Below are 26,168 nucleotides of genomic sequence, written 5' to 3' on the forward strand. Positions count from 1 at the left end.
TCGTGTCGAACATGGTCGAGAAACGGGGGACGCGCCATCTCACCCGTCCACCCGGCTCCCGGCCGGCATATCGAACCCGCGCAGCATCTCATCCGGCGTCATCGCCGCCTTGCCCGCGCGCTGGATCAATGTCGGGCGGATCGCGCCATGGCCGCATGCGATCAGCAGCGCGTCGTCCAGCAACGCGCCGGGCGCGCCATCCTCATGCTCGACCTGCGCCATCAGGATGCGAAACCGCTCCCCGCCATATTCGAAAAAGGCGCCTGGGAAAGGATTGAATGCACGAACCTGCCGCTCGATCTGAAGCGCGGGCCGGGTGAAGTCTATCCGCGCCTCCGCCTTGGCGATCTTGGCGGCGTAGGTGACGCCCTCATCGGGCTGGGCCATTGGCGGATGCTGCGCGACATCGTCCAGCACCTCGACCATCAGGTCCGCGCCCGCCTGCGCCAGTTCGGCGGTCAACGCGCCCGCCGTCTTGCCCTCTATCTTGGTCACATATTTGGCCCGCATCGGCCCGGTATCCAGGCCAGCCGCCATGTCCATGATCGTGACCCCGGTGACATTGTCGCCCGACAGGATCGCCCGCTGGATCGGCGCCGCCCCACGCCAGCGCGGCAGCAATGATGCGTGGATGTTCATGCAACCATGCCGCGGCGCATCCAATATGGCGCGCGGCAGGATAAGCCCATAGGCCGCGACCACCGCGACATCGGCATCGAGCGCCGCGAAGGCGGCCTGCACCGCCGCGTCCTTCAGCGATTCTGGCGTCCGAACCTCAATCCCCATCGCCTCGGCCCGTTGATGGACGGGGGAGGGGGTCAGGTTCTTGCCACGCCCGGCCGGACGGGGCGGCTGGCTATAGACCGCGACGATGTCGTGCCCCGCCTTTGCCAGTGCGTCGAGCGCGGGAACCGCGAAATCGGGAGTGCCCATGTAGATGATACGCATAGCGTCATCTCAAAGCCCTTGTCGGGACGGGTTGCAAGCCCTTATCTCACGGCATGGCCTCTCCCGAAATCGAAGCGCTGACGCAAGCCCTGTCCCGCCTGCCCGGTTTGGGGCCGCGTTCCGCGCGGCGGGCGGTGCTGCACCTCATCAAGAAGCGCGAGGCCGCCATGGCCCCGCTGCTGCGCGCGCTGGAGGCGGTGAACGACCGGCTCGTTACCTGCCAAGTCTGCGGCAATGTCGACACGGTCGACCCCTGCGGCATCTGCGCCGATCCGCGCCGCGACCCGCGTGCGCTGTGCGTCGTGGAGGATGTTGCCGACCTGTGGGCGCTCGACAAGTCCCGCCTTTTTCCCGGCCGCTTCCATGTGCTGGGCGGTCGCCTGTCCGCGCTGGAAGGGGTGCGGCCGGAGGATCTGACGATCGATGCGCTGGTCGGCCGGCTGGAACAGGGCGGTATCGATGAAGTGGTGCTGGCGATGAACGCGACGCTGGAGGGGCAGACGACCGCCCATTATCTGGCCGAGCGGCTCGAACATTTCCCGATCCGTCTGACCCAGTTGGCCCATGGCGTGCCGGTGGGCGGCGAACTGGACTATCTGGACGAAGGAACGCTGGCGCAGGCGCTGCGGGCGCGAAGGCCGGTGGGGTAGGGGAGCGAAACCTTTTGCCCGCGCCGTGGATCGCTTGAAATCCTGCGTCTTTCCGCTATTTTATGAAGATGGCCATTCTTCCCATCCTAGAGGCGCCGGACCCGCGCCTGCGCACCATTTCGACCCCCGTGGAGTCGATCGACGACGATCTGCAACGTCTGATCGACGACATGTTCGACACCATGTATGACGCGCCGGGCATTGGCCTGGCCGCGATCCAGGTCGGCGTGCCCAAGCGGGTGCTGGTAATGGATTTGCAGGAACCGGAATCCGACGCGGAGGATGCTCCCCCGGTCAAGAAGCCGATGGTGTTCATCAACCCCGAAATCCTCAAGGAATCGGAGGATTTATCCGTCTATAACGAGGGCTGCCTGTCCGTTCCCGACCAATATGCGGAGGTGGAGCGTCCCGCGACGATCCGCGCCAGCTGGATGGACCGCGACGGCCGCATTCATGAGGAACAGCTAGACGGGCTGCTTGCCACCTGCCTCCAGCATGAAATGGACCATCTGGAGGGTGTCCTCTTCATCGACCATCTGTCGCGCATGAAGCGCGACATGCTGATGAAGAAGCTGACCAAGGCCCGGCGCGCCGCCTGATTTATGTCCGTCATCCCGGCGAAAGCGGGATCTCGCTGCCTTTGCGCGGCGCTGCAAGAATAAGGGAGATGCCAGCCTTCGCTGGCATGACGGGCCTCCGGGTCAGCTCACCCCGTCAGTATCGAGCGCATAGCCCGCCGACCGCACGGTGCGGATGATGTCCTGAAACTGGCCATCGCCGTTGATCGCCTTGCGCAGGCGGCGGATATGCACGTCCACGGTGCGCAGTTCGATATCGCTGTCCTGCCCCCACACGCTGTCGAGCAGACGTTCGCGTGAGAACACCCAGCCGGGATGCTCCAGGAAATGGCGCAGCAGGCGGAATTCGGTTGGGCCAAGCGGGATCACCTGCCCGCCGCGCCGTACCTTGTGCCCCACCGTGTCCATCTCGACATCGGCAAAGGTCAGCGTTTCGCCGGCCAGCGCCGGGCGTACCCGCCGCAGCACCGCGCCGACCCGCGCCACCAGCTCGCGCGGCGAAAACGGCTTGGTCACATAATCGTCCGCGCCGGTTTCCAGCCCGCGCACCCGATCCTCTTCCTCACCGCGCGCGGTCAGCATGATGATGGGCACATTGGCGGTGCCGTTGGCGCGGCGCAGGCGGCGGCACACCTCGATCCCCGACAGGCTTTCCACCATCCAGTCGAGCAGCACGATGTCGGGCACATTTTCCTGCGCCATCAACAGGGCTTCCTCGCCATCGACCGTATGGGCGACGTCGAAATCCTCACGCTTGAAATGCCAGATCAGCAATTCGGCCAGCGCTGCGTCATCCTCGACCAGCAGCATTTTTGCACGGGCCATGGTTCTTATTCCTCCGCCGCCGCGCCGCCGCGATCGCGGTCGGGCAGGGTCTGGCCCGTGGCCGCATAATAGACCATTTCAGCGACATTGGTCGCATGGTCGCCGATCCGCTCGATATTCTTGGCGATGAACAGCAGATGCGCGCATTCGCTGATCGTCTTGGGATTTTCGACCATATAGGTGACCAGCGTGCGGAACACGCTGTTGTAGAAATCGTCGACCACCGTGTCGCGCTCGACCACCGCGACCGCCAGATCGGGGTCGCGCGCGGCAAAGGCGTTGAGCGCGTCATGCACCATCTCGCTCGCCACCTGTCCCATGGACGGCAACAGCGACACCGGCTCCAGCGTGCGCTGGTTGACCATGATCAGCGGCACCCGCTTGGCGATATTCTTGGCATAATCGCCAATCCGCTCGACCACGCCGACGATCTTGAGCGCGGCGATGACGTCGCGCAGGTCATTGGCCATCGGCGCGCGGAGCGCAATCACCTGGATGACCAGCTTTTCGACTTCCGCCTCGATCGCGTCGATACGCTTGTCGTCGGCCACCACCTGTGCCGCCAGCGCCAGATCCTGCCGTTGCAGCGCGATCATCGCGCTTTCGATGGCAGCTTCGGCCCGTCCGCCCATTTCCGCGATCAGGCCGCGCAGCCTGTCGATTTCCTCGTCGAACGCCTTGATCGTATGTTCAGCCATATTCGTTTCTCCCGCGATCAGCCGTAGCGACCGGTGATATAATCCTTGGTCCGCTCCTGCGTCGGGTTCGTGAAGATGTCGCTCGTCACGCCATATTCGACCAGATCGCCGAGGTGGAAGAAGGCGGTGCGTTGCGACACGCGCGCAGCCTGCTGCATGTTGTGGGTCACGATGACGATTGCATAGCGGCCGCGCAGTTCATGGATCAGTTCCTCGATCTTCGCCGTTGCGATCGGATCCAGCGCGGAACAGGGTTCGTCCATCAGGATGACCTCCGGCTCCACCGCAATAGCGCGGCCAATGCACAGCCGCTGCTGCTGCCCGCCGGACAGGGCAGTGCCGCTGTCGTGCAGCCGGTCCTTCACTTCTTCCCACAACCCCGCGCGGCGCAGCGACTTTTCGACGATCACGTCCAGGTCCGCCTTGGCATGGGCCAGGCCATGGATGCGCGGCCCATAGGCGATATTTTCGTAGATCGACTTGGGGAAGGGATTGGGCTTCTGGAACACCATGCCGACCCGCGCGCGCAGTTGCACCACGTCCATCGACGGGGAATAAATATCGTCCCCATCCAGCGTGATCGTGCCTTCCACCCGCGCGCTGGCGACCGTGTCGTTCATGCGGTTCAACGTCCGCAGGAAGGTCGACTTGCCGCAGCCCGACGGGCCGATGAAGGCGGTGACATGGTCCATGTCGACGTCGATCGACACGCCCTTGATCGCCTGCTTCGCGCCGTAAAATACCTTGACGTCGCGGGCCGACATTTTGGGGTTGGCAATGGCCAGAGGGTTTGTTGCTTCGGTCATGGGCGCGTTTACCACCGTGTTTCAAACTTGTTGCGCAGATAGATGGCCAGGCCATTCATCGCGAGGAGGAAGGCCAGCAGCACGATGATCGCGGCCGACGTCTTTTCGACAAAGCCCCTGGAGACTTCATCGGACCACAGGAAGATCTGCACCGGCAACACCGTCGCGGGATCGTTGATCCCGCCCGGCGGCGTCGCGATGAAGGCGCGCATGCCGATCATCAGCAGTGGTGCGGTTTCGCCCAGCGCGCGCGCCATGCCGATGATCGTGCCGGTCAGGATGCCGGGCAGCGCCAGCGGCAGGACATGGTGGAACACGACCTGCACCGGCGAGGCGCCGATGCCGAGCGCCGCGTCGCGGATGCTGGGCGGGACGGACTTGATCGCGTTGCGCCCGGCAATGACGATGACCGGCATCGTCATCAGCGCCAGCGTCATGCCCCCAATCAGCGGCGCCGATCGTGGCAGGTGCATGAAGTTGAGGAAGATGGACAGGCCAAGCAGGCCGAAGATGATCGAGGGGACCGCCGCCAGATTGTTGATCGACACTTCGATAATGTCGGTCCACCACGTCTTGGGCGCATATTCCTCCAGATAGAGGGCGGTGGCCACGCCAACCGGGAAGCTGAGCGCCAGCGTCACCAGCATCGTCAGCAACGAACCCTTGAACGCCCCCCAGATGCCGACCTGCGTCGGATCCGTGCCGTCGCTGGACGTCAGGAAGCCCCAGTTGAAGCCGGTCGTCAGCAGCCCTGCCTTGCGCAGGCGCTCCACTGCCGCTTCGGCTTCCGGCGCGCCTTCATGCTTGGCGGCGAGGTCTATGGTGGTCGAGGCTGGAACGCGGATCGTCACCGTCTGTCCCAATATCGCCGGATCGGCCTTGATCGCATCGCGGATGCTGATCCAGGCGGTCGGCGACAGCAGGGCGTCGGTGTCCGGGCCGAGCGCTGCCTTGGCGACCTGCCCGGTCACCATCGGCAGATTGGCATTGGCCAAGGCTGCGTCGGTGATGTTGGCCGGATCAAGCAGCAGCGGGGATGCCGGGAAGTTGACCTGAAGCGCGATTTCCGTGCGGGTAAAACCGCGCAGCCCGTTGCCGATCATCGTGAACAGCAGGAAGGCGAGGAATGCGGCAGAGAGCGCCACGGCGAACAGGCCGGCGAATTTGAACCGCCGCTCGGCCGCATAGCGCCGCGCAATCCGCTTGCGCATCGCGTCCGACTTCCAGTCGGTGGGGTTGCGAGTGGTCATTCTGTCTCTCCCCGCTCGGGCTGAGCCTGTCGAAGCCTTCCACTGAGCGCAGCGAAGTGACTTCCCTCCGGTCGGTCGAACCCTTCGACTTCGCTCAGGGCGAACGGATGTTGGGTGTTCCGGCTCATTCGTAAGCCTCGCGATATTTCTTCACGACCCGCAGGGCCACGATGTTGAGCAGCAGGGTGACGATGAACAGCACCAGGCCAAGCGCGAAGGCGGCCAGCGTCTTGGCGCTGTCAAATTCCTGGTCGCCGGTCAGCAACTGGACGATCTGGGTCGTCACCGTGGTCACGCTGGCAAAGGGGTTGAGGGTCAGGTTCGCGGCCAGACCGGCGGCCATGACCACGATCATCGTTTCACCGATCGCGCGGCTGACCGCCAGCAATACGCCGCCAACCACGCCGGGCAGGGCGGCCGGGATCAACACCTTGCGGATCGTTTCGCTGGTGGTCGCGCCCATCGCCAGGCTGCCGTCGCGCATCGACTGCGGCACGGCGGCGATGCTGTCGTCGGCCATGGAGGAGACGAAGGGAATGATCATCACGCCCATCACCAGACCAGCCGCCAGCGCGCTTTCCGACGAAGCGCCATGGATGCCGATCGTCACCGCAAAGTCGCGCAGCGCAGGCGCAATGGTGAGCGCCGCGAAATAGCCATAGACCACCGTTGGAACGCCCGCGAGCATCTCCAGCGTCGGTTTCATCCATTTGCGCACGACGGGCTGGGCATATTGGGTCAGATAGATGGCGCTCATCAGGCCCAGCGGAATGGCGACGACCATGGCGATGATCGCGCCGATGAAGATGGTGCCCCAGAACAGCGGCACCGCGCCGAACGCATCCTTGTTGCCATAGCCCATCGCCGCCGACTGCGGCGACCATTTGGTGCCGAACAGGAAGTCCAGCGGATTGACCATGGAGAAGAAGCGGAAACTTTCCCACAGCAGGGACGCGACGATCCCCACCGTCGTCACGATCGCGATCAGCGATGCGATCAGCAGCGTCGCCATCACCAGCCGTTCGACCCGCGTGCGCGCCCGGAAATCGGGGCGAACGCGCGTGAAGGCGTAGGCACCGCCGGCAAAGGCCAGCACGATCGCCAGCACAGCGCCCGCCAGGCCATATTTGCTGATGGCGGCGCGATAGGGTTCGACCAGTCCCTGCGACAGCGGATTGAACGCGCCCGCCTGCGCCCCCGTCGCGATCGCCCGTGCCTCACCCAATATGGCGGAGCGCGAGAAATCGTCGGCGGGCAAGCTTTGCGCCGCCGGATCGGCCAGCACCGCCTGCGTCACCAGACCGGGCGCGATATTGGACCAGACCGCCAGAAACAGGACCGCCGGGACGATCGCCCACAAGGCGACATACCAGCCATGATAGCCCGGCAGCGAATGGACGGCATCGCGCCGCCCCGTCGCCCGTGCCACGGTCTGCAAACGCATGGCGCGGGCGCGGGCGCTGACCCAGGCGATAGCGCCCAGGCCAGCGAGCAGCAGGAAAAGTGCGGGACCGGTCATTATGGCCCTTACTTCAGCTTGGAGCCGTCAAGCACGGTCAGCGCCTTGATCGTTTCGGCGCTGGCCTTGCGGACATCTTCGGGGGCCGCGACCATGCCGCGCTTGGTGAGGGCGCCGTCGGGCGCCCAGTTGGCGGCGAAGGTGTTGAGATAGTTTTGCAGCCCCGGAATGGCCGCAATATGCGCCTTCTTCACGTAGATATAGAGCGGACGCGCACCCGGATACTGGCCGGTCGAGACCGTTTCATAGGTCGCCTGGATGCCGTTGATCGGCACATCCTTGAGTGTGTCCTTATTCTCTTCCAGGAAGCTGTAGCCGAATATGCCGACCGCATTGGGGTTCGCGCCCAGTTTCTGGACGATCAGATTGTCATTCTCGCCCGAATCGACATATTTGCCGTCCTCGCGGACGCGGGTGCAGGTCGCCTTATAGTCGTCCTCGTTCTTCTCTTTCAGTTCCTTCATCGCCGGGTCGGACTGGCAACCTTTTTCCAGGATCAGTTCCGCCAGCGAATCGCGCGTGCCGCTGGTGGACGGAGGACCGAACACCGAAATCGCGATGGCGGGCAGGCTGGGATCGACATCCTTCCAGGTCTGCGCCTTGTTCGGGCCCTTGCCATAGGGATTGGCCGCCAGCGCCTCATAGACGATTTTCGGCGTCAGCTTGTAGCCGGGGCCATTTTTGGATTCGGCAAAGGCAAGGCCGTCGACGCCGACCTGTATTTCTACGATGTCCTTGACCCCATTGGTCGCACACATGTCGAATTCGGATTTCTTCATCCGGCGCGATGCATCGGCAATGTCGGGATGCTGGGCGCCGACGCCGGCGCAGAACAGCTTCATGCCGCCGCCAGTGCCGGTCGATTCGATGATCGGCGACTTCATGCCGGGATTGCCCTGAACGAACAGCTCGGCAACCGCCGTCGCGAAGGGATAGACTGTCGACGATCCGACCGCGCGAATCTGGTCGCGGGTCTGGCCCGCGCCGCCGCTGCCGCTCTGGTCGCCGCAGGCGGACAGGGAAATGACGCTCAATGCCGTTGCGGCGAACAGGGTGAATTTATGCACGGAAACCTCCATTATGAAAGGCCGCGATTCGCTGTTCGCTGCCCCCTTTGACCGGCGCTATAGGGCCGCTCCATCGCGGCATTGTGACATTCAGGTTGCAGTTTGATGACATCGCAAAAGGCGATGATGACAGGATCGCTATTTTGGTCAAACCTGCCCGGCTTCCGCCTCGTTCATCAGCGGCAGCAGCACGGTCACGGTCGTTCCCTTGCCCAAAACGCTCGCTACGTCCAGCCGCCCGCGATGCCGTTCGACAATATGTTTGACGATCGCCAGCCCCAGCCCGGTGCCGCCCATCGCCCGGCTGCGCCCTGAATCGACGCGATAGAAGCGCTCGGTCAGGCGCGGCAGATGGTCCGGGCCGATGCCTTCCCCTTCGTCGGCTACGGACAGGCGGCACATGCGGCTGCCGCCTTCGCTCAGCGTCACCCGGATCGGCGTGCCGGGGCGGCCATATTTGACCGAATTGCCGATCAGATTGTGCAGCAGTTGCGACAGCTGCGCCCGGTCGCCCTGCACCGCCTGCCGGCCCGGCGCGACATCCATCTCCACCTCGCGGCCACGCTCGCCATGACTGGATCGGAACACGTTGACCGCTTCGGCGACCAGTTCGCCCAGATCGACCGCGTCGGCGGGCGCGCGATATTTCTCCGCCTCGATCCGCGACAGCGATATCAGGTCATCGACCAGTCGCTGCATCCGCCGCGCTTCGCCATCCATGATTTTCAGGAAGCGCTGCCGGGTTTCGTCATCCTTGCCCAGTTCGGGATCGGCCAGCGTTTCGATAAAGCCCAATATCCCGGCCAGCGGCGTGCGCAGTTCATGGCTGGCATTGGCGACAAAATCGACCCGCATCCGCTCGGCGGCATGGGTGCCGCTATGGTCGACCAGATGCACCAGGCGGCGCATGTCCGCCACCGCGCCCACCGGCGCGACCCGCATCTGCCAGCGCTGCTCGCGCGTGCCCAGCCCGACCAGTTCGATCATGAACGGTTCGGCCAGCGGGGCAAGGCTCGCCAGTCGTTCGGCGGCGGCAGGATGGCGGATGGCGATGCGGGCATCCTCCCCCTCGATATGCGCGCCCAGCAGGCGTTGCGCCGCCCGGTTGACCCGCGCGATCCGCCCGCGCTCCACCAGCATCAGCGGATCGGAAATCCCCTCCAGCAGGCTCGCAAAATCGGGATGGTCGATCAGGTCCGGCTCGTCCAGCGTCACTTTCGGTACGTCGCGCCGCGGCGTACCGGCTTCGGCGGTAATGGCCAGGACGATCACGCCCGCCAGCACCGGCAGCATGACGGCAAAGGGGGATGCGCCCATCATCAGGGCAGCGCCCGTGCTCAGCAGCAGGACGGCGAAGGAGGCGATGATCTGGGAAGGACTGAGTCGATTCATGGTTACCGCACTGGATTTGTCGCGCATTTGCTGCGATGTCTGGCCCAATAGCGTGCAATCATGACGCTTTGGCAAGCCCGATAGCGGACCAGGATCAGATGAGCGAGCCGATGACCGGACAGGATGATGACCAGCAGCCCGATATGGCTGCGCAGGCCGACACGCCCGATCTGGCCGTGCCTTCGCGTCGCCAGTTGTTGATGGGTGGCGCAGCGGCGGCGTCCGCGATCGTGTCGATCCGCCCGGCGCTGGCCAATACTGCCGCCTCGGTCCTCAACTGCACGATACCCGTGCCGGATGCCGGCCGGCCGGGCAATCTGATCGCCCCCAATGGCCAGCTCGTCCCCGCCGGGACGCCCGGCGCCTTTCCCGGCGCGGGCCGCCCCTTCACCGGCGAACAGGTCAAGCAAGCCTTGCGGGGACGCCCGCTGCCGGGCACCAGCTATCAGCAGAATCAGGCCTATCTCAACTATATCCGCCGCCTTCAGTCCGGCACGAGCGGCTTCACCTGCTACGCCTCGCTCCAGATGCCGCGTTAGGCACTTGGCTACCCCTCTGCGTTAGGGCAGGGCGGATGTATGTGAGGCCAACATCTCCTTCATCGTCACCCTGAACTTGTTTCAGGGTCCATTTCACCAGATCAAGCAGTTGTTTGGGACGAGAAATGGATGCTGAAACAAGTTCAGCATGACGGGCATGTGGTGGCACCATATGCAATAGCGCCGGAGCAGGGCGCTGCTTATGGGGTAGCAGAGAGTGACAGCGACGAAACTCTATCGGCGAGACGAAGCGGATGCGGTGACCGCCTGCGCGCTCGACGACATCGTCCTGCTCTATCATCCCCGGTCGGGCCAGACCCATATGGTGATCAGCCCGGTTCCCGAAATTCTTGATCAACTGGCCGATGGCGGCCCGGCCAGCGTGGCGCAGATCCATGACCGGCTGGCCCGCAGCTTCGACCTTGGCCCGGCAGACGATGCGATGGCAGAAATCGCTGCTCATCTCGACGCGCTGGTGGCGCTTGGCCTGGTGCGCCCGGCATGAGGCACCATCTGACGTTGCGCATTGGCCCGGCGAGCTTCCGCATCGGCTCCGCCTGGCCAGCGCCGATCGCCCGGCTTGCCAGCCTCTACGCTGCCTATCCGCAACCTGCCGACGCCATCGCGGATTTTACCGTCCGGCTCCAGCCGACCAGCCTTGTGCGCCGCTTCATCCGTCCGTCCATTTTCATCACCGGCGACCATGGCCTAGCCGATGCCGCGCCGATGAGCCTGTCCCATGGCCTGCTCGCGGCGGAGATGGGGATGAACCTGCAAATGGCGCTGGGCTGGCGGCGGCACCTGCTGCTTCATGCCTCCAGCGTCGAAAAAGATGGTCGCGTGCTGGTGATGACCGGCGAGTCCGGCTCGGGCAAATCGACCCTCGCGGCCCTGCTTGGCGAACGTGGCTGGCGCTTCATGGGCGATGAATTTGCCTTGCTGGACCTCGATAGCGGCGCGATCCTGCCCTTTCCCCGCCTCGTCAGCCTCAAGAATCGCGCGATCGACGTGGTGGCGGGCCAAGTCGGAGAGGGGCGCATGGGACCGCTGCTCGCCGCCACGGCCAAGGGCGACATTCGCCATATGGTCCCCCGCCATGATGCGGTCGCGCGCATGGGGCAGGGGGCGATGCCAGCACTGCTGCTTTTCCCCCGCTTCGGCCACGCCGCCGATGTGCGTGCCGTTGGCCAGGCGGAAATCTTCATGCGCCTGACGCAAGCCTCGACCAATTATGTCGCGTTGGGCGAACCCGCTTTCACGGCGCTGACCCGCTTCGTACGCGATGTTCCCGCCCGCGCGATCGACTTCCCGACCGGCGAGGAGGCCATCGCCATGGTCGAACGGCTGTGGGAGGAGATGGCATGAGCGCCGCGCTGCTGGTGCGTGCGCTGCGCGATCCTGCGTCCGTCGCCGGGCTGGACGCATCCGGCTGGAACGGCCTGATCGCCGCCGCGCGTGCCGAACGGCTGATCGGGACGCTGGCGTTTCGGCTTGATGGGGTGGCCGTGCCCCACGCGCTTACGCCGATCCTGTCCGATGCGCGGCTGGATGCCGCCCGCGAAGCGCGGCAGGCGCTATGGGAGGCTGACCGCGCGGCGCAGGCGCTTGGGGCTTTGGGCGTGCGTGTCGTCCTGCTCAAGGGGACCGCCTATGCCGCCGCCGGGCTGAAGGCCGGGCAGGGCCGCTTCATCGGCGATCTCGACATCCTCGTGCCGGACGAGGCGATGGCGGCGGTCGAACAGGCGCTGATCGCAGCGGGCTGGGAATGGGTGAAGGATGATCCCTATGACGATGCCTATTATCGCCAGTGGATGCACGAGCTCCCACCGATGATCCACGCGACGCGCGACCGGATGATCGACGTGCATCACACGATATTGCCGCTGACCGCGCGCCAGACCCCTGATGCCGTCGCGATGATCGCCGACGCCGTGCCTGTGGATGGTGGCCTTTTCGTCCTGTCCCCCGAAGATCGGGTCGTCCATGCCGTCGCCCATATGCTGGCCGATGGCGATTTGCAGGGCGGGCTGCGCAACCTGTGGGACATCCATCATCTGCTGGCCGACACTGACCCGGACATATTGGCGACCCGCGCCGCGCGCCATGGCCTGACGCCCCATGTCCGGCAAGCGCAGCGCCTGGCCGCCGCGCTCTACGGCCCCGGCGCGCGCCTGACCCTGTGGGACCGCCTGATCCGCGCCCGGCTGCTGGCCCGCGACGGCTGGGGCGGCGAGACCCGCAAAGCGCTGGTGTTCGCCTTCTTCCTGCGCTCCCACTGGCTGAGGATGCCGCCCTTGATGCTGGCCCGGCACCTGTGGACCAAATGGCGCAAGGGGCATCGGCCGCAATAGGCAGCCTACTCCTTCTTCAATATATCCAGCGCCAGCACCGTCATCGCTTCACTCGCCGTTGCTATCACCGCGTCGGCTTGCGGCGCCCAGAAAGGGCTGTGGAGCGACGGGAGCGATCCCTGGCCCGCCTGTGCCGCCGCCATCTTGTCCGCGGGCACGCCGCCGACCCAAAAGATGAAGCTGTGGATGCTCTTGTCCGCGCGATAGAAGCGGCCGAAATCCTCGCCGCCCATCACCGCCTGGGTCTTGACCACCCGGCCTTCGGGGAAATGCCCTTTCAGCACGCCTGCCATCTGTTCGGCAAATTCGGGCGGGTTGTAGGTGGAGGGGGTGAATTCGTCCTTCACCGTCACCACCGGCATCCGGTCGTCCGGCACCCCGGCCGCGATCGCTTCGCCGCGCGAAATGCGCTTGATCCCGTCGATCAGCTTGGCCCGCGTCTCGTCCGAATAGCTGCGGATCGTCAGCAGCAATTTCGCTTCGTCAGGGATGATATTATGCTTGGCCCCGCCCTGGAAACTGCCCACTGTCACGACCGCCGGGTCGGATGGCTCCTGCTCCCGGCTCACCAGCGTCTGGAGCGTCCCCACGATCCGCGATCCCAGCACGATCGGGTCCTTGGTCGTCTGCGGATAGGCGCCATGCCCGCCCACGCCCCGTACCAATATGTCCACGCTGTCGACATTGGCCAGCGCATAGCCGGGCGTATAGCCGATCTTGCCCGCCTCCAGATTGGCCGCGTCGTGAAAGGCGATGGCGTGGGTCGGCTTGGGGAAGCGGGTATAGAGCCCGTCCTCCAGCATCAGCCGCGCGCCGCGCCCGACTTCCTCGGCAGGCTGGAGGATCATCACCAGCGTACCTTTCCACTCATCCTTGGCCGCCTCCAGCAGCTTGGCCGTTTCGATAAAGGCGGTCATATGCGTGTCATGGCCGCAGGCGTGCATGACGCCCGTTTCGACGCCTTCGGGCGTCTTGGTACGCACTTTCGACGCGAAGGGCAGCCCGGTCTGTTCGACGACCGGCAATGCATCCATATCCGCCCGGATCAGCAGCACCGGGCCGGACCCGTTCTTCATCACCGCAACCACGCCCGTGCCGCCGACCTTGTCGGTCACGTCGAACTTCAACGCTTTCAGCCGCTTAGCGAGCTTCGCGGCGGTATTGACTTCCTGTTCCGACAATTCGGGATTGGCATGGAGGTCGCGATAGAGCGCCATCAGCCCTTCCATATCCTTTGCTATGGTCGCGCCGATCGCGCTTTGCGGCGTTTCCGCCGGGGCTGTCGGCGGCGTTGCCGGATCGGTCTGGGCGATCGCGATGGAGGTGAAGCTGGCGACGGCCAATATGGCTGCGAGCGCATGGCGCATGATGAAAGTCTCCCTTGGCTGCCCGCAGCATAAGGCGATTTCAGGGCGGTGAAAGGGGGGCTGCGTGCCAAATGCCGAAAAAGCGGCGGCCCTTGTAAACCCGTCCCGTCGATACTATTTCACAAGTGAAAGGAACGATCCGCCGCATTGCGTGGCGCGATGATCGTCCATCCTCCTGCGACATGGTTGATCCGCGCGCGTCCGACGAAGCGCATCCTGTTGCCCTGCTATCCCGATCCCTCGCGCAAAGGAGCCTGCTCCATGGCCCAGACATCCGCCTTCTGCCTTGCCCAGCAGTCGATCCATCACGCCCGTTCCCTGTCCGAAACCCTGCCCAACGCCCGTGGCGTGGCGCTGGCCGCTGCCAATGCCTGGGGCCGGGAAGCCAAGCTGGCCGCGAGCGCCGAACGCCGCCGCGCGACGCGCACGATCACGACGGAGGATGAGGCAATCGCCGCCGAATTTCGCGCTGAAGATGACGCCGAAGCCGCGTTGAACGCAGCGCAACAGCCGTCCACGTCTGCAAACTGAAAGACCCAGATCATGGCAAAAAGTCAGAAGAAATCGAACCGCGAGACGCGCAAGCCCAAGGCGGAAAAGCCGCCCAAGGCCAATGCGTCCAACCCATCGACCAAGCCCGGCCCGGTCGGCATCGTGACGCTGAAAAGCTGAACGATGACGACCGACACCCCCGTCCAGCCTGCGCCTGCGCCAGCTTCTGGCCGCACGTCGCCGGGTCGGCGCTTCACGCCGCACAATGCCGTGCGCCTGTCTCCCGCGGAAGCCGAACGGCAGGGCCGCGTCACCCGGATCGCGATCGAGAAACTGGGCGCGCCTGCCGCGATCCTGTTCCTCAACAGCCAGCATGACGGGATGGCCGATCGCCCGCTGCCGCTGGCGACGGCGAGCGAGGAGGGCCTGCAAGCGGTGCTGCGCCGGCTGGAGGCTGGCCCGGCCTGACGTCAGGCCGGGCGGCGCGTCATTGCGCCGTCCATCCGCCGTCAATGCTCATATTCGCACCAGTGATATTGGCGGCGGCGTCGCTGCACAGGAACAGCGCCATTGCGGCGACCTGTTCGACCGTCACGAACTGCTTGGTCGGCTGGCCCGCCAGCAGCACGTCGTTCATGACCTGCTCGCGCGTCATGCCGCGCGCCTTCATCGTGTCGGGGATCTGGTTTTCGACGAGCGGCGTCCAGACATAGCCGGGCGAAATGCAGTTCGCGGTAATGCCGCAGGTCGCGACTTCCAGCGCCACGGTCTTGGTAAAGCCTGCCAGACCATGCTTGGCGGTCACATAGGCGCTTTTGAACGGGGACGCGGTCAGCGAATGCGCGCTGGCGGTCTGGATGATCCGGCCCCATTTCTTGCTCTTCATATAGGGGACGGCCAGCCGCGTCGTGTGGAATGCGCTGGTCAGATTGAGCGCGATGATCAGGTTCCACTTGTCGACCGGGAAATCCTCGACCGGGGCGACATGCTGGGTTCCGGCATTGTTGATGAGAATATCGACCCCGCCAAAGGTAGCGGCGGCCTCCGCCATCATGGCCTCTATCTCCTCCTGCTTGGTCAGGTCATGGCCGCTATAGAGCGCCCTGGCTCCGCTCAGTTCCTCCAGACCCAACCGCTCCTTTTCGATCGCGTCCTTGTCGCCAAAGCCGTTGATGACGACATTCGCGCCTTCGCCAGCCAGGGCCTTGGCATAGGCCAGGCCGATGCCGGATGTTGATCCGGTGATCAAAGCGGTCTTGCCAGTGAAGGACTTGCTCATGCCTTTTTCTCCTTGAGATGATCGGGACGGTCGAGGTCAAACGTGGCGCTCTTGCCATCCAATATGTTGCGGGCGATCAGATCGCCCTTGTGCATCACTTCTTCCACCGCGTCGCGGCCCTGGCTCCAATGGTCCAGCATCGTGGCGCGGGAAAATTCAAAATCCTTCGCGCCGCTTTCCCAGTTCCGGCTGCGGTAGATGAGGTGGACGATGTTGATCGATCCGGTTTCGACATATTGACGCAACTGCCGCGCATCCGCATCGTTCCGCAGCTCTTCGGGCAGTTTGTCGAGCAAAGCGCGGATCGTGCCATGTTCGCGCCGCAGCCGCAGATACTGGTCCGTCACCTGCCGGGTACGGCTGCTATATTGAATGTCCTTGGTCCGCGAATAGACGTCGGTCATCTGGCGCGGCATCGGCCCTTCGGCGGGGAACAGATCGACCTGAAACACCAGCATGTCTTCTGTCTGATGGTCCAGCACATGGGCCAGCGGCGTATTGGATACGATACCGCCATCCCAATACCAGCGCCCGTCAATCTCGACCGGCGGCAGGCCAGGCGGCAGCGCGCCCGACGCCATGATGTGGCGCGCGTCGATCCGGGTGTCGCCGCCCGGCCCGCGCGTGTCCCAATAGGCGAAATTGCCCGTTTCCACATCGACCGCGCCAACCGAAAGCCGCACTGGCCCGTCATTCAGCAAGTCCCAGTCGATACAGGCGTCCAGCGTGTCTTTCAGCGGCGCGCTGTCGTAAAAGCTGATCGCGCCGGCCGATCCTTCGGGCATCATCGTCGCGGGCCAAAGGCGCGGGCGGAACATGCCCGGCACACCGAAGGTCGCGACCGTCCCTGCGGCGGCCAGATGCGCGATCTCGCGGATATGGTCGATGTCGGGCAGCAGGATATTGGGCATCCCGCCCGATACGGTATACCAGAATTTCTTGAGGCGGCTGATCCGCCGGTGCGGCGGGTTGCCCGCGATGATCGCGGCGTTGACCGCGCCGATCGATATGCCCGCAACCCAGCTGACATCGACCCCCAGTTCGTCCAGCCGTTCATAGACGCCAGACTGGAAGGAACCCAGCGCGCCGCCCCCCTGAAGCAGGAGCGCGACTTCGCGGGGGAGGGGCAAAGGCGTGCGGGCGCGGCGGAGGGGCTTTGGCTGAATATCCATGATGCAGTGCAATATAGGCTTTGCGAACGGCAATCCAACTTTATGTCGCCAGATAAAATTTGCTTTGCCCGCAACCCTCTGGCCATTCCGGCGGTTTGCAGCATCCGGTGAATCGGCTAGGCACAGGCCTGAACAGGGAGGGCGTCATGCGTCTCGACGACGAACAGGAAAGCAGCCATTTCGAGGTGCAGGACGGCCGGGGCGGCGGTGGCGGCTTTGGTGGCGGCCTCGGCATGCTGCTGCCCCTGATCGGCAGTAGGTTTGGCTGCGGGGGCATTGTCGTTGCGCTGATCATCATGATGGTCTTGGGTATGAACCCATTGAGCCTGATCGGCGGCGGCGGGGGCGGCCAGCCTGTGCAGACGCAGCGCCCCGCGACGACCGAACTGACCGACATTCAGCGCACGTCGCTCAAAGTGCTGGGATCGACCGAGCGCCGCTGGGACGAGATTTTCAGGGCGGAAGGACAAAGCTATCCGCCGCCGACGCTGGTATTCTACAGCCAAAATGGTCAGTCAGGCTGCGGCGCGGCACAGGCGGCGATGGGGCCGTTCTACTGCCCCGCCGACCAGCGCATCTATATCGACACCGATTTCTTCAAGGAAATGGAGACGCGGTTCAACGCGCCGGGCGATTTCCCGATCGGCTATATCATCGCCCATGAAGTGGGCCATCACATCCAGACCATCACGGGCGAGGCGGACCGGATTCGCAGGGCGCAGCAGCGCGCATCGGAAGCGGAAGGCAATGCGCTGCAAGTGAAGATGGAATTGCAGGCGGATTGCTATGCCGGGGTGTGGGCGGCGCGCGACACCAATCTGATGGAAGCGGGTGACCTGGAAGAAGGGATGCGCGCGGCAGAGGCGATTGGCGATGACACGCTGCAAAAGGCGGCGGGACGTCGCCCAGTGCCCGAAAGCTTTACCCATGGCAGCAGCGCCCCAGCGCATGGCCTGGCTGCGCAAGGGCTTGTCGACCGGCGATCCGGCCCAGTGCGACACGTTCAAAGGGGCGCTCTGAGGCTATTGTCCTTGATCGTCGGTTGATTCGGCCTGATCTGCCTCCGGGTCGACCATCGGGCCGTTGGCGTCCGTTGGCGCGGCGCTCGTTTCAGGCAGGCCAGCGCCGGGGGCGAGCATCGGTTGCCCGGCTCCGGCCATCGGCTGGCCAAAGGCTGGCGCATCCGCAGGCGGGGGTGGCGGGACGGCCGGTTGCGCTACGGGCGCGGTGACGGACGGCGGTGGCGACGTGCCGATGATGGCGGGCTGCGATGGGGAAGCTTCGGGGCGCCTGGGCAACACGTCCTGCACCGCCAGCACGACCAAGGGTGCTGCGATCACCGTGCAGATGGCAAAATTGCGGTATATCATCGCCTGGACTTCTTGCTGATCGACTGGGCGACAATATCCAAAATCGGTAAATAAATGCCTGTGCCGATCAGCGCTTTACCGGCTGAACACATCGAGCCGTGCCAGCAGGGCAGTCATATCGTCGGGCAGCCCATCCCGCGGCGGCGCGTAGGTGGCGCGCAGCGCATTGCCAACGCCCTCATAAGGCAGGGGAAGCGCGACAGTCACAACCCGTCCCTTGTCGCCTTGGCGACCCGGTGCCGATCGGCCGGACGATTTGCGCTGCATTTCCATGTCAGTAGAACGGACGTCGCAGGCAAAAGTTTCTGGCATTCGTCGCAAGCCCAAGCGATAGCGCGCGACAGCAGGCCCGGCGCAAGGGGAGAGACGATGGTGACGGACTGGCCCGAAACATTGGCGCGGATACGCGGCCATTCGCCCTTTCTGACGCGCGCGCTGGATCGCTACCCTGAAGTGGCGGCGGCGCTGGCGACCGGAGACATGGACGCGGCTCTGGCTGTGGCGCAGGCGCTTGGCCAGCCGGAGGATGGCGTCGCCCGGTCCTTGCGGCGGCGGCGCACGGGGATCGCGCTGGTGACGGCGGCTGCCGATCTGTCCGGGGCATGGGGGCTGGACCGGGTGACGCGCACCCTGTCCGATTTCGCCGATACCGCCGTGGAGGAAGCGCTGGCCGCCGCCATGGCCGAACGCTATCCCGATGCCGAGCATAAAGGCTTCGTCGTGCTGGCGCTGGGCAAGCATGGCAGCCGCGAGCTGAATTATTCGTCGGATATCGACCCCATACTGCTCTACGATCCCGCCACCCTGCCGCACGGCCCGCGCGAAGATCCCGCCGATGCAGCGGTTCGGATCGGGCGGCGGATGAGCGAATTGCTGACCGCGCGCGATGGCGACGGCTATGTATTCCGGGTCGACCTGCGCCTGCGTCCCTCGCCTGAAGCGACGCCGATCGCCCTGCCGGTGGAAGCGGCGATCGGCTATTATGAATCGACCGCCCTGGGGTGGGAACAGGCGGCCTTCATCCGGTCGCGCGCGGCGGCGGGGGACATGGCGCTGGGCCACTATTTCCTGCGCCAGATCCGTCCCTTCGTCTGGCGGCGGCATCTGGATTTCAGCGCGATCGACGCGATCGTCGACATCAGCCGCCGAATTCGCGACCATTATGCGCAGGGGCAGGCGTTCGGGCCGGGATTTGACCTGAAACGGGGGCGGGGCGGCATCCGCGAGGTCGAATTTTTCGCGCAGGTTCACCAGTTGATCCATGGCGGTCGCGACCCGGCGCTGCGATCGGGCAATACGCGGCTGGCATTGGCGGCGCTGGCGCAGGCGGGGTTGATCGAGCCTGACGTCGCGGCGCGGCTGGACGAGGCTTACGTCCTGTTCCGCACCATCGAGCACCGGCTTCAGATGGTGGAGGATTTGCAGACCCACGAACTGCCCAAATCGGCGGAAGCGATGGACAATGTCGCGCGGCTCCATGGCGTGGGCGATGGCGACGCGCTGTTGGACCTGTTGCGGCCGCAGGTCGAATGGGTCGGGCAGAATTATGACCGGCTCAGCCCCGAACAGGATGACGCCTCCCTGTCGCAGGATGAGGCGCTGCTGGCCGGGCAACTGGTCGAGATGGGCTTTGCCGATCCTGAAACGGCGATGGCGCGGATCGCCCACTGGCGCGCGGGCAAGGTGCGGGCGCTACGCAGCGGTCCCTCACGCGAAGCGCTGGAAAGCCTGCTGCCCGGCCTGATGCGCGCGCTGGCGACCGCGCCCGATCCGTCGCGCGCGCTCAACCGGCTGGACGACATGATCGGACGACTGCCCAGTGCGATCAATTTCTTCAAGCTGCTCGCCGCGCGGCCTGCGCTGGTCGCGCTGCTGGCGGAGATATTGAGCCATGCGCCGACGCTGGCCGATGCGCTGGCGCGGCGGGCGGAACTGATCGACGGCCTGATCGACGCCACGGCCTTCGACCCGCCGCCGCCGGTCGAGATATTGGCCGGGCAACTGGCCGCGCTGGAGCCGGGCGAGGATTATCAGGCCTTGCTCGACCGGGTGCGCCAGCGCGTGGGCGATCGCCGTTTCGCGCTGGGTGCGCAGATCATCCGGGGCGGCGATCCGCTGGAGGCCGGGCGCGGCTATGGCCGGGTGGCGGAGGCCGCCATCGAGGCGTTGGCGGCTGGGACGGTTGCGGAGTTCGAGGCTGCACATGGCCGGGTGCCAGGGGGCGAGATCGTCATTCTGGCGCTGGGGCGGCTGGGGGGCGGGGTGTTGACCCATGCATCGGACCTGGATGTCATCTTCCTGTTCACCGGCGATTTCCGCGCCGAATCCGATGGTCAGAGGCCGCTGGGCGCGACCCAATATTTCAACCGGCTGGCGCAGCGCATCGTCAACGCGCTGTCGGTCCATACCGCTTCCGGCCCGCTTTATGAGGTCGATACGCGGCTCCGCCCATCGGGCGCGCAGGGCCTGCTGGCGGTCAGTTTCGACAGTTTCGCCAAATATCAGCGCGAAGAGGCGTGGGCCTGGGAGCATCTGGCGCTGACGCGGGCGCGGCCGATATTCGGATCGGCCAAGGCCCGCACGGCGTTGGCCGCGATTCTGACCGAAACATTAGAAAAAGAGCGTAATATCAATGATCTACAGCGAGAGGCCGTCAAGATGCGCGGCGACATCGCAACCCATAAGCCGCCAGCCAGCGAACTGGACGTCAAGTTGGTGCCGGGTGGTCTGGTTGATCTGGAATTTCTGATCCACATCAATCAATTCCGCTACGGCATGGCGTTCGACCCTGATCTGGGCAAGGCGCTGGCCATGCTGGTGGAGGCGGGTCATCTGCCTGCCGATCTGATCGAGGCCCATGCGCTCATCACGCGCTATTTGATTGTGTCGAGGTTAGTGTCGCCTTCTTCGACCGAACCGCCCGAAGCGACGCGCCCGCTGGTTGCCCGCGCCTGCGGTGCTGAACATTGGGACAGGTTGCTTGAAAGCTATGCCAAGGCGCGGCAAAGCATAGCCCAAGCCTGGGCCGCGCTCGCCGCGCCCTATCAGGAGGATATGTGATGCTGGTACAAGGCGACAGCGCGCCCGACGTCGCGCTCAAGGATGCCGATGGCGCGGACTTCACCCTGGCCCGCTATCGGGGCAAGCCGGTCGTGGTCTATTTCTATCCCAAGGCCGACACGCCTGGCTGCACCAATGAGGCCAAGGATTTCACCGAACTGGCCAGCGATTTTGCCGCGCTGGGTGTGCCGGTGGTCGGCGTGTCGAAGGACAAGCCCGCCAAGCTCAAGAAATTCGCCGACAAATATGGCCTGACGGTCACATTGGCGTCGGACGAGCCGGGCGATGCCTGCGAGGCGTTCGGCACCTGGGTCGAAAAGTCGCTCTATGGCCGCAAATATATGGGGATCGAGCGGGCGACCTTCCTGATCGGTGCGGACGGCGTTGTCGCGCGGGTCTGGCCCAAGGTGAAGGTCAAGGGGCATGCCGCCGAGGTGCTGGAGGCGGCGAAGGCGCTTTGACCCTGCCCGATAGTGTCGGGGCGGCGTGCCGCCATGTCCTGCTGACCGCTGATCCCCATGCCAAGGTGATGGCTGCGCGCGCCGTCGCGCGGGCGTGGCGGCTGGGACGGCTGGCGCACCGCTTCGATGGGACGATGCCCGATGAGCCCGCGCGCCCGGACGCGCCCGTCCTGCTGCATCCTGGCCAGATGCCCCGGCGCGGCAAGATGGGGTCTGCGCGATCGCGCGTCGCCATGCTCCACGCGCTCGCCCATATCGAATTTGTCGCGATCGACCTTGCGTTCGACCTGATCGGTCGTTTCGGCGATCAGTTCCCGCCGGCCTTTGTCGACCAGTGGATGCAGGTCGGTGCTGAGGAAGCGATGCATTTCGCGCTGCTCGACCGGCGGCTGCGCCAGTGCGGCAGTCATTATGGCGCGCTCCCCGCCCATGACGGGCTGTGGCAGGCGGCGGAGGAGACGGCGCACGACGTGCTTGCGCGGCTCGCCATCGTCCCGATGGTGCTGGAAGCGCGCGCCCTAGACATCACGCCAGCGACGGTCGAGCGGTTCGAAGGGGCAGGCGACTTTGTGTCGGCAAAGTCCCTGCGCCGCATCATGGCGGATGAGATTCGCCATGTCGCCGCAGGGACGACATGGTTCCTTGCGGCGACGAACCGATTGGGTCTGTCCGCCCCAAATCATTACCAAATGCTTGTGAAAAGGCATTTTCGTGGTTCGGTTAAGCCACCGTTCAACGACTCAGCGCGTCGGCAGGCCGGTTTGACGCTAGAATTCTACGCCGCGCTTGCAACATGACCGCCGATTTGCAGTCTGCCTAACAGCGGGGGCGATCCAGGTCGCCAAAAAGTAACACGGGAAGCGCCGAGGGGCATAAGCCTCCGGTGACATAGTCGGGGTCGGCATGTTTGAACGTCATATGATCAATACTCGTGGTGCGCGTTTGTTCCATTCTGCCGTAAAGGCGACAAAGATTTTCGCAGGACTCGGTATTGCAGGCGCGCTCTGCGCCGCTGCGTCGGCCAATGCGACGGAAACCGACGATCCCTATGGCGATGCGTCGGAAATCAACACCAGCGCCCTTGGGCCGCAGGATGTCGGTTTTTCCAACCTCTTCTCCAGCCTTCAACGCCTTGATGGCAATGCCAAGACCGCTGCCTATATCCCGTCGGGCCGCCCGGTCGAAAAACTGGCGCTGACCTCCAATTTCGGCGTCCGGTCCGATCCGTTCAATGGCAGCGCCCGGATGCACAAAGGCATCGATATTCCCGGTCCCGTCGGCACGCCGATCCACGCCACCGCCGACGGCATCGTCAACCGTGCTGGCTGGGCCAGCGGTTATGGCAATCTCGTTCAGATCTCTCATGGCAATGGCATGGAAACGCGCTACGGCCATATGTCCAAGCTGCTGGTGCCCGCCAACAGCTTCGTCAAGCGCGGCCAGATCATCGGCCTGATGGGATCGACCGGCCGCTCGACCGGCAGCCACCTCCATTATGAAGTCCGTGTTGACGGTGCCGCAATTAACCCGCTGCCCTTCGTCGCTGGACCCGACTATCTGGTGGCGATGAACACCAAGCCCCCGGTCGCCATGGGCGGCCCGACCAAGGCGCAAGAAAAGAGCATCGACTGATCGCGCTTTTATCGACTTTCGCAAAAGGCCCGGCACCCTGTGGGTTGCCGGGCCTTTTGCGTCATCCTATCTAGGGTAGCATGACCGATATTGATCTCACCTCATCTGCCGCTGCCCGTGTTGCCGCGATCGCCGCCAAGCAGGGCAAGCCTGCGATCCTGCGGCTGGCGGTGGAGGGGGGCGGCTGCTCCGGCTTCCAGTATCGCTTCGGCCTGGCCGATGCGGTCGAGGCGGATGACCTGGCGGTCGAGCGCGACGGGGTGACGCTGGTGGTGGATGACGTCAGCCTGGACCTGGTGCGCGGGTCTGCGGTCGATTTCGTTTCCGACCTTGGCGGCGCGGCGTTCAAGGTGACCAATCCCAACGCCACTGCTGGCTGCGGCTGCGGCACGAGCTTTTCGGTCTGATTTCATCCATGACGTGCTCCCGCGAAGGCGGGAGTCCAGTCCAGCCATCGGAACGGGGCTCCCGCCTTCGCGGGAGCGCATTTCATGCTATGGGCGGGGCATCGACATTGGAATCGAAACGGATTGGGTCAGGTCATGCGTATCGCCACCTTCAACATCAACGGCATCAAGGCGCGCCTGCCGCGCCTGCTGGAATGGCTGGACGAAACGCGGCCCGACATTGCCTGCCTGCAGGAAATCAAGACGTCCGACGAGACCTTCCCGGCCAAGGATATAGAAGCGGCGGGCTATGGCGTCATCTGGCACGGGCAGAAGGGGTTTAACGGCGTTGCTATCCTCGCGCGCGGCGAAACCCCGATAGAGGTGCGGCGCGGGCTGGAGGGTGAGCCGGAGGACGAGCATAGCCGCTATCTGGAAGCGGATGTGAAGGGCGTGCGCGTCGCCAGCATCTATCTGCCCAACGGCAATCCGCAGCCCGGCCCCAAATTCGATTACAAGCTGCGCTGGATGAAGCGCCTGCGCGCCCGCGCGGCGGAAATCTGGGCGGAGGAAGTCCCCGCGATCCTGGCGGGCGACTATAATGTCATCCCGCGCGACGATGATGTCTATTCGGTCAAGGCGATGGCGGACGACGCGCTGATGCAGCCCGAAAGCCGCGCCGCCTATCGCCGGTTGCTGGCCGATGGCTGGACCGACGCGCTACGCAGCCGCCATCCCGCGGGTGGGGTGTGGACCTATTGGGACTATCAGATGAACGCCTGGCCCCGCGACGCGGGCTTCCGCATCGACCATCTGCTGCTCAGCCCCGCCGCCGCCGACCGGCTGGTCGATGCGCAGGTGGACAAGGCATTTCGCGGCAGAGAGAAGGCCAGCGACCATGCGCCGACCTGGGTGGAATTGCGGGGCTGAGGGCGTGGCGGTTTGGGTGGGTAGCCGCCGTGCCCTTCCCACACCGTCATCCCCGCGAATGCGGGGGTCCATTTCCCGCCTTCGCACCGTGTTGAGAGCTTGGGAGATGGGTTCCCGCTTTCGCGGGAATGACGAAAAAGGGTGGAAAGCTGACTTTAGTTAGAGCGGTCGAACGACAACCATTTCGCTCTTCTGCCAATCGGAGGTGAGTCGGTCGAAACGCTCAAGATGGGCTGACCGCTCGATAACAACAAAATGTTCGCGATCGTTGGTTCCCACTGAGATTGCACCCAATTCGGCAGCCGCCCGAAGCATTTCATCGACCGTCCCGATTGCTACCGATGCAGGGAAGCAGATGATGTATGCTCTTGGGCTCATACCGGTTGATTATCAGCAGCACCAAGGTCTGCAAGTGGTCGCTTCTTCCCTAAGCCGCCAGCCGCAGGAACGGCACTGGCTGGGTCGATCGCAGCACGATCGGCTTGCCCTCCGACGCTTCGAACAGTTCGCCGTCCAGAATGACGCTGCTGTGATTGCCCTCGATCCGGATCGTGTCGCCCTGTTCCAGATGGATGCCCTGCATCTGGCTCTTGCCCACGCGCTTGAAAAGGCTCGCGAAGATCAGGCGCAGCAGGGCTGGCAAGCTCTGTTCCACCGCCATCAGCTTCATATTGCCCCGGCGGCTGTCGCCCGGCTGGACGCCGAGCAGCAGTCGTTCCAGCGTGGTGACGATCAGCACGGAGAATCGCCCGGCCAGTTGCCCGTCGCGGATCAGGGATATGCTGACCGGCTTGCTGGATGGCGGCAGGAATTTGGCGCGGATGCCGAAAATCAGGGAAACCAGCACCGCCATAGCGGTGAGGAAATGGCTGAGGCCGTTGGACAGGCCCAGCGGATAGATCTGGTTGCGGCAATAGAGCATGTAATCGGCCAGCCCCGCGCCGCCCAAAAACATGCCCAGCACCGGGCGGCTGCCGACCTGCCCGTCCGACAGGGCGATCAGTTCGCGCGCGACGACATGGTCGTCAACGCCAGCCTTGGCCAGCGCGACGATTCGTTCCAGCGCCTTGATCGGGTCGCCATGGATGCCAAGATCGAGCGCGATCAGGTTGGTCTTGCCATTGGGCAGCACGGCGATCGGCGGCACCCGGCCCTTGAAATGTTCGCCCTGGTAAAGCTCGGTCAGCGCCGCCTGCACCGTACCGTCGCCGCCATTGATGACGATGACGACGGGATCGACGCGGGCGATCGTCTGGAGCGCGCGGCCGATCTGGTCGACATGCTCCACTTCATAATGGAAGATGTCCGGGTTGCTGGCGCAATAGCTGCGAACGCGCGGCAGGGTCTGGCGGTTGCCCGTGGACTTGGGATTGGACAGGAGCGCGACGCAGACCAT

The 26,168-nt window shown here is 64.5% G+C and carries 29 protein-coding genes and 1 pseudogene; 16 read left to right on the forward strand and 14 right to left on the reverse strand.

The annotated features are described in order from the left end of the window. Positions 1-39: 39 nt before the first annotated feature. A complete protein-coding gene (gene fmt, locus IWY39_RS15910) occupies positions 40-948 on the reverse strand; it encodes a methionyl-tRNA formyltransferase (protein WP_107125449.1) in 909 nt (302 codons plus the stop codon). Positions 949-1,001: 53 nt separating this feature from the next. On the opposite strand from fmt, the gene recR reads away from it, so the two are divergent. Beyond that, entirely contained in the window at positions 1,002-1,598 is a 597-nt protein-coding gene (recR, locus tag IWY39_RS15915) for a recombination mediator RecR (protein ID WP_107125450.1), read from the forward strand. Positions 1,599-1,666: 68 nt separating this feature from the next. Continuing rightward, positions 1,667-2,197 carry a peptide deformylase gene (gene def / locus IWY39_RS15920; RefSeq protein ID WP_026002120.1) on the forward strand — a complete coding sequence of 177 codons (531 nt, stop codon included), beginning with the start codon at positions 1,667-1,669 and terminating at the stop codon, positions 2,195-2,197. A 102-nt stretch (positions 2,198-2,299) separates the two neighbouring features. Here def and phoB read toward each other — a convergent pair whose 3' ends face one another. The 7 genes from phoB to IWY39_RS15955 all read right to left on the reverse strand — a co-directional run bounded on the left by phoB (position 2,300) and on the right by IWY39_RS15955 (position 9,733). Beyond that, entirely contained in the window at positions 2,300-3,001 is a 702-nt protein-coding gene (gene phoB / locus IWY39_RS15925) for a phosphate regulon transcriptional regulator PhoB (RefSeq protein ID WP_026149749.1), read from the reverse strand. A 5-nt stretch (positions 3,002-3,006) separates the two neighbouring features. Beyond that, positions 3,007-3,699, reverse strand: coding sequence for a phosphate signaling complex protein PhoU (gene phoU, locus IWY39_RS15930; protein ID WP_107125451.1), 693 nt, complete (start codon positions 3,697-3,699; stop codon positions 3,007-3,009). 17 nt (positions 3,700-3,716) lie between these two features. Continuing rightward, positions 3,717-4,505 carry a phosphate ABC transporter ATP-binding protein PstB gene (gene pstB, locus IWY39_RS15935; protein ID WP_017181558.1) on the reverse strand — a complete coding sequence of 263 codons (789 nt, stop codon included), beginning with the start codon at positions 4,503-4,505 and terminating at the stop codon, positions 3,717-3,719. Positions 4,506-4,513: 8 nt separating this feature from the next. Continuing rightward, positions 4,514-5,755: a phosphate ABC transporter permease PstA gene (pstA, locus tag IWY39_RS15940; RefSeq protein ID WP_107125452.1), complete on the reverse strand. Its 1,242-nt coding sequence runs from the start codon at positions 5,753-5,755 to the stop codon at positions 4,514-4,516. 124 nt (positions 5,756-5,879) lie between these two features. After that, the gene (gene pstC, locus IWY39_RS15945) at positions 5,880-7,274 is read right to left on the reverse strand and encodes a phosphate ABC transporter permease subunit PstC (RefSeq protein ID WP_107125453.1); all 1,395 of its coding nucleotides are present in this window, start codon (positions 7,272-7,274) and stop codon (positions 5,880-5,882) included. Positions 7,275-7,282: 8 nt separating this feature from the next. Next, complete coding sequence (locus IWY39_RS15950) at positions 7,283-8,353, reverse strand: substrate-binding domain-containing protein (RefSeq protein ID WP_107125454.1); 1,071 nt, start codon at positions 8,351-8,353, stop codon at positions 7,283-7,285. 135 nt (positions 8,354-8,488) lie between these two features. Next, on the reverse strand, positions 8,489-9,733 hold the full coding sequence (locus IWY39_RS15955) for a sensor histidine kinase (RefSeq protein WP_026002117.1): 1,245 nt from the start codon (positions 9,731-9,733) through the stop codon (positions 8,489-8,491). 98 nt (positions 9,734-9,831) lie between these two features. Between IWY39_RS15955 and IWY39_RS15960 the strand changes: the two genes are divergently transcribed. From IWY39_RS15960 to IWY39_RS15975, 4 genes are all read left to right on the forward strand, one after another. Next, entirely contained in the window at positions 9,832-10,272 is a 441-nt protein-coding gene (locus IWY39_RS15960; protein WP_107125455.1) for a hypothetical protein, read from the forward strand. 217 nt (positions 10,273-10,489) lie between these two features. Next, a complete protein-coding gene (locus IWY39_RS15965) occupies positions 10,490-10,777 on the forward strand; it encodes an HPr-rel-A system PqqD family peptide chaperone (RefSeq protein WP_107125456.1) in 288 nt (95 codons plus the stop codon). After that, complete coding sequence (locus IWY39_RS15970; RefSeq protein ID WP_107125457.1) at positions 10,774-11,637, forward strand: HprK-related kinase A; 864 nt, start codon at positions 10,774-10,776, stop codon at positions 11,635-11,637. Before IWY39_RS15965 ends, IWY39_RS15970 begins: the two co-directional genes overlap by 4 nt. Beyond that, positions 11,634-12,623 (forward strand): nucleotidyltransferase domain-containing protein, encoded by a 990-nt coding sequence (locus IWY39_RS15975; protein WP_107125458.1) that lies wholly within the window; start codon positions 11,634-11,636, stop codon positions 12,621-12,623. The genes IWY39_RS15970 and IWY39_RS15975 overlap by 4 nt, the downstream gene beginning before the upstream one ends. A gap of 5 nt (positions 12,624-12,628) precedes the next feature. Here the strand turns inward: IWY39_RS15975 and IWY39_RS15980 are convergent, their stop codons facing one another. Beyond that, the gene (locus IWY39_RS15980) at positions 12,629-13,990 is read right to left on the reverse strand and encodes an amidohydrolase (RefSeq protein WP_196871616.1); all 1,362 of its coding nucleotides are present in this window, start codon (positions 13,988-13,990) and stop codon (positions 12,629-12,631) included. Between the two features lie 261 nt (positions 13,991-14,251). Here IWY39_RS15980 and IWY39_RS15985 point away from each other — a divergent pair, with 261 nt between their 5' ends. From IWY39_RS15985 to IWY39_RS15990, 3 genes are read left to right on the forward strand one after another with little or no spacing between them, the layout of a single operon-like run. Next, entirely contained in the window at positions 14,252-14,521 is a 270-nt protein-coding gene (locus IWY39_RS15985; RefSeq protein ID WP_229380693.1) for a hypothetical protein, read from the forward strand. Positions 14,522-14,533: 12 nt separating this feature from the next. Then, complete coding sequence (locus IWY39_RS24355; RefSeq protein ID WP_261376022.1) at positions 14,534-14,662, forward strand: hypothetical protein; 129 nt, start codon at positions 14,534-14,536, stop codon at positions 14,660-14,662. Positions 14,663-14,665: 3 nt separating this feature from the next. Next, positions 14,666-14,950: a hypothetical protein gene (locus IWY39_RS15990; RefSeq protein WP_107125461.1), complete on the forward strand. Its 285-nt coding sequence runs from the start codon at positions 14,666-14,668 to the stop codon at positions 14,948-14,950. Between the two features lie 19 nt (positions 14,951-14,969). Here IWY39_RS15990 and IWY39_RS15995 read toward each other — a convergent pair whose 3' ends face one another. After that, entirely contained in the window at positions 14,970-15,761 is a 792-nt protein-coding gene (locus tag IWY39_RS15995; protein WP_107125462.1) for a 3-hydroxybutyrate dehydrogenase, read from the reverse strand. Then, on the reverse strand, positions 15,758-16,933 hold the full coding sequence (locus IWY39_RS16000) for a patatin-like phospholipase family protein (RefSeq protein ID WP_107125463.1): 1,176 nt from the start codon (positions 16,931-16,933) through the stop codon (positions 15,758-15,760). The genes IWY39_RS15995 and IWY39_RS16000 overlap by 4 nt, the downstream gene beginning before the upstream one ends. A 146-nt stretch (positions 16,934-17,079) precedes the next feature. Here IWY39_RS16000 and ypfJ point away from each other — a divergent pair. Next, positions 17,080-17,953, forward strand: a pseudogene (gene ypfJ / locus IWY39_RS16005) (KPN_02809 family neutral zinc metallopeptidase). A gap of 2 nt (positions 17,954-17,955) precedes the next feature. Here ypfJ and IWY39_RS16010 read toward each other — a convergent pair. Both IWY39_RS16010 and IWY39_RS16015 read right to left on the reverse strand, forming a co-directional pair. Then, positions 17,956-18,303 (reverse strand): hypothetical protein, encoded by a 348-nt coding sequence (locus tag IWY39_RS16010; RefSeq protein ID WP_107125464.1) that lies wholly within the window; start codon positions 18,301-18,303, stop codon positions 17,956-17,958. Positions 18,304-18,378: 75 nt separating this feature from the next. Then, on the reverse strand, positions 18,379-18,570 hold the full coding sequence (locus IWY39_RS16015; RefSeq protein ID WP_443019990.1) for a hypothetical protein: 192 nt from the start codon (positions 18,568-18,570) through the stop codon (positions 18,379-18,381). A 102-nt stretch (positions 18,571-18,672) separates the two neighbouring features. On the opposite strand from IWY39_RS16015, the gene IWY39_RS16020 reads away from it, so the two are divergent. The 6 genes from IWY39_RS16020 (at position 18,673) to xth (ending at position 24,772) form a co-directional block, all read left to right on the forward strand. Then, on the forward strand, positions 18,673-21,363 hold the full coding sequence (locus IWY39_RS16020; protein WP_107125466.1) for a bifunctional [glutamine synthetase] adenylyltransferase/[glutamine synthetase]-adenylyl-L-tyrosine phosphorylase: 2,691 nt from the start codon (positions 18,673-18,675) through the stop codon (positions 21,361-21,363). After that, positions 21,363-21,824 carry a thioredoxin-dependent thiol peroxidase gene (gene bcp / locus IWY39_RS16025; protein WP_107125467.1) on the forward strand — a complete coding sequence of 154 codons (462 nt, stop codon included), beginning with the start codon at positions 21,363-21,365 and terminating at the stop codon, positions 21,822-21,824. Before IWY39_RS16020 ends, bcp begins: the two co-directional genes overlap by 1 nt. Beyond that, positions 21,821-22,621, forward strand: coding sequence for a ferritin-like domain-containing protein (locus tag IWY39_RS16030; protein ID WP_107125468.1), 801 nt, complete (start codon positions 21,821-21,823; stop codon positions 22,619-22,621). Before bcp ends, IWY39_RS16030 begins: the two co-directional genes overlap by 4 nt. Before the next feature lie 121 nt (positions 22,622-22,742). Further along, complete coding sequence (locus IWY39_RS16035) at positions 22,743-23,456, forward strand: M23 family metallopeptidase (RefSeq protein ID WP_229380694.1); 714 nt, start codon at positions 22,743-22,745, stop codon at positions 23,454-23,456. An 80-nt stretch (positions 23,457-23,536) separates the two neighbouring features. Continuing rightward, the gene (gene erpA, locus IWY39_RS16040; RefSeq protein ID WP_017181536.1) at positions 23,537-23,863 is read left to right on the forward strand and encodes an iron-sulfur cluster insertion protein ErpA; all 327 of its coding nucleotides are present in this window, start codon (positions 23,537-23,539) and stop codon (positions 23,861-23,863) included. 135 nt (positions 23,864-23,998) lie between these two features. Beyond that, entirely contained in the window at positions 23,999-24,772 is a 774-nt protein-coding gene (gene xth / locus IWY39_RS16045) for an exodeoxyribonuclease III (RefSeq protein ID WP_107125469.1), read from the forward strand. A gap of 427 nt (positions 24,773-25,199) precedes the next feature. On the opposite strand, the gene IWY39_RS16050 is transcribed toward xth, so the two are convergent. After that, positions 25,200-26,168: a diacylglycerol/lipid kinase family protein gene (locus IWY39_RS16050; protein ID WP_017181533.1), complete on the reverse strand. Its 969-nt coding sequence runs from the start codon at positions 26,166-26,168 to the stop codon at positions 25,200-25,202.

The organism is Sphingobium sp. JAI105, assembly GCF_015752145.1.
Classification (GTDB): Bacteria; Pseudomonadota; Alphaproteobacteria; order Sphingomonadales; family Sphingomonadaceae; genus Sphingobium; species Sphingobium xenophagum.

Bases quoted from the DNA above. Each gene is read 5' to 3' on its own strand.
- fmt (WP_107125449.1), bottom strand. From the start codon at position 948: ATGCGTATCATCTACATGGGCACTCCCGATTTCGCGGTTCCCGCGCTC.
- recR (WP_107125450.1), top strand. From the start codon at position 1,002: ATGGCCTCTCCCGAAATCGAAGCGCTGACGCAAGCCCTGTCCCGCCTG.
- def (WP_026002120.1), top strand. From the start codon at position 1,667: ATGGCCATTCTTCCCATCCTAGAGGCGCCGGACCCGCGCCTGCGCACC.
- phoB (WP_026149749.1), bottom strand. From the start codon at position 3,001: ATGGCCCGTGCAAAAATGCTGCTGGTCGAGGATGACGCAGCGCTGGCC.
- phoU (WP_107125451.1), bottom strand. From the start codon at position 3,699: ATGGCTGAACATACGATCAAGGCGTTCGACGAGGAAATCGACAGGCTG.
- pstB (WP_017181558.1), bottom strand. From the start codon at position 4,505: ATGACCGAAGCAACAAACCCTCTGGCCATTGCCAACCCCAAAATGTCG.
- pstA (WP_107125452.1), bottom strand. From the start codon at position 5,755: ATGACCACTCGCAACCCCACCGACTGGAAGTCGGACGCGATGCGCAAG.
- pstC (WP_107125453.1), bottom strand. From the start codon at position 7,274: ATGACCGGTCCCGCACTTTTCCTGCTGCTCGCTGGCCTGGGCGCTATC.
- IWY39_RS15950 (WP_107125454.1), bottom strand. From the start codon at position 8,353: ATGGAGGTTTCCGTGCATAAATTCACCCTGTTCGCCGCAACGGCATTG.
- IWY39_RS15955 (WP_026002117.1), bottom strand. From the start codon at position 9,733: ATGAATCGACTCAGTCCTTCCCAGATCATCGCCTCCTTCGCCGTCCTG.
- IWY39_RS15960 (WP_107125455.1), top strand. From the start codon at position 9,832: ATGAGCGAGCCGATGACCGGACAGGATGATGACCAGCAGCCCGATATG.
- IWY39_RS15970 (WP_107125457.1), top strand. From the start codon at position 10,774: ATGAGGCACCATCTGACGTTGCGCATTGGCCCGGCGAGCTTCCGCATC.
- IWY39_RS15975 (WP_107125458.1), top strand. From the start codon at position 11,634: ATGAGCGCCGCGCTGCTGGTGCGTGCGCTGCGCGATCCTGCGTCCGTC.
- IWY39_RS15980 (WP_196871616.1), bottom strand. From the start codon at position 13,990: ATGCGCCATGCGCTCGCAGCCATATTGGCCGTCGCCAGCTTCACCTCC.
- IWY39_RS15985 (WP_229380693.1), top strand. From the start codon at position 14,252: ATGGCCCAGACATCCGCCTTCTGCCTTGCCCAGCAGTCGATCCATCAC.
- IWY39_RS24355 (WP_261376022.1), top strand. From the start codon at position 14,534: ATGGCAAAAAGTCAGAAGAAATCGAACCGCGAGACGCGCAAGCCCAAG.
- IWY39_RS15990 (WP_107125461.1), top strand. From the start codon at position 14,666: ATGACGACCGACACCCCCGTCCAGCCTGCGCCTGCGCCAGCTTCTGGC.
- IWY39_RS15995 (WP_107125462.1), bottom strand. From the start codon at position 15,761: ATGAGCAAGTCCTTCACTGGCAAGACCGCTTTGATCACCGGATCAACA.
- IWY39_RS16000 (WP_107125463.1), bottom strand. From the start codon at position 16,933: ATGGATATTCAGCCAAAGCCCCTCCGCCGCGCCCGCACGCCTTTGCCC.
- IWY39_RS16010 (WP_107125464.1), bottom strand. From the start codon at position 18,303: ATGATATACCGCAATTTTGCCATCTGCACGGTGATCGCAGCACCCTTG.
- IWY39_RS16015 (WP_443019990.1), bottom strand. From the start codon at position 18,570: ATGCAGCGCAAATCGTCCGGCCGATCGGCACCGGGTCGCCAAGGCGAC.
- IWY39_RS16020 (WP_107125466.1), top strand. From the start codon at position 18,673: ATGGTGACGGACTGGCCCGAAACATTGGCGCGGATACGCGGCCATTCG.
- bcp (WP_107125467.1), top strand. From the start codon at position 21,363: ATGCTGGTACAAGGCGACAGCGCGCCCGACGTCGCGCTCAAGGATGCC.
- IWY39_RS16035 (WP_229380694.1), top strand. From the start codon at position 22,743: ATGATCAATACTCGTGGTGCGCGTTTGTTCCATTCTGCCGTAAAGGCG.
- erpA (WP_017181536.1), top strand. From the start codon at position 23,537: ATGACCGATATTGATCTCACCTCATCTGCCGCTGCCCGTGTTGCCGCG.
- xth (WP_107125469.1), top strand. From the start codon at position 23,999: ATGCGTATCGCCACCTTCAACATCAACGGCATCAAGGCGCGCCTGCCG.
- IWY39_RS16050 (WP_017181533.1), bottom strand. From the start codon at position 26,168: ATGGTCTGCGTCGCGCTCCTGTCCAATCCCAAGTCCACGGGCAACCGC.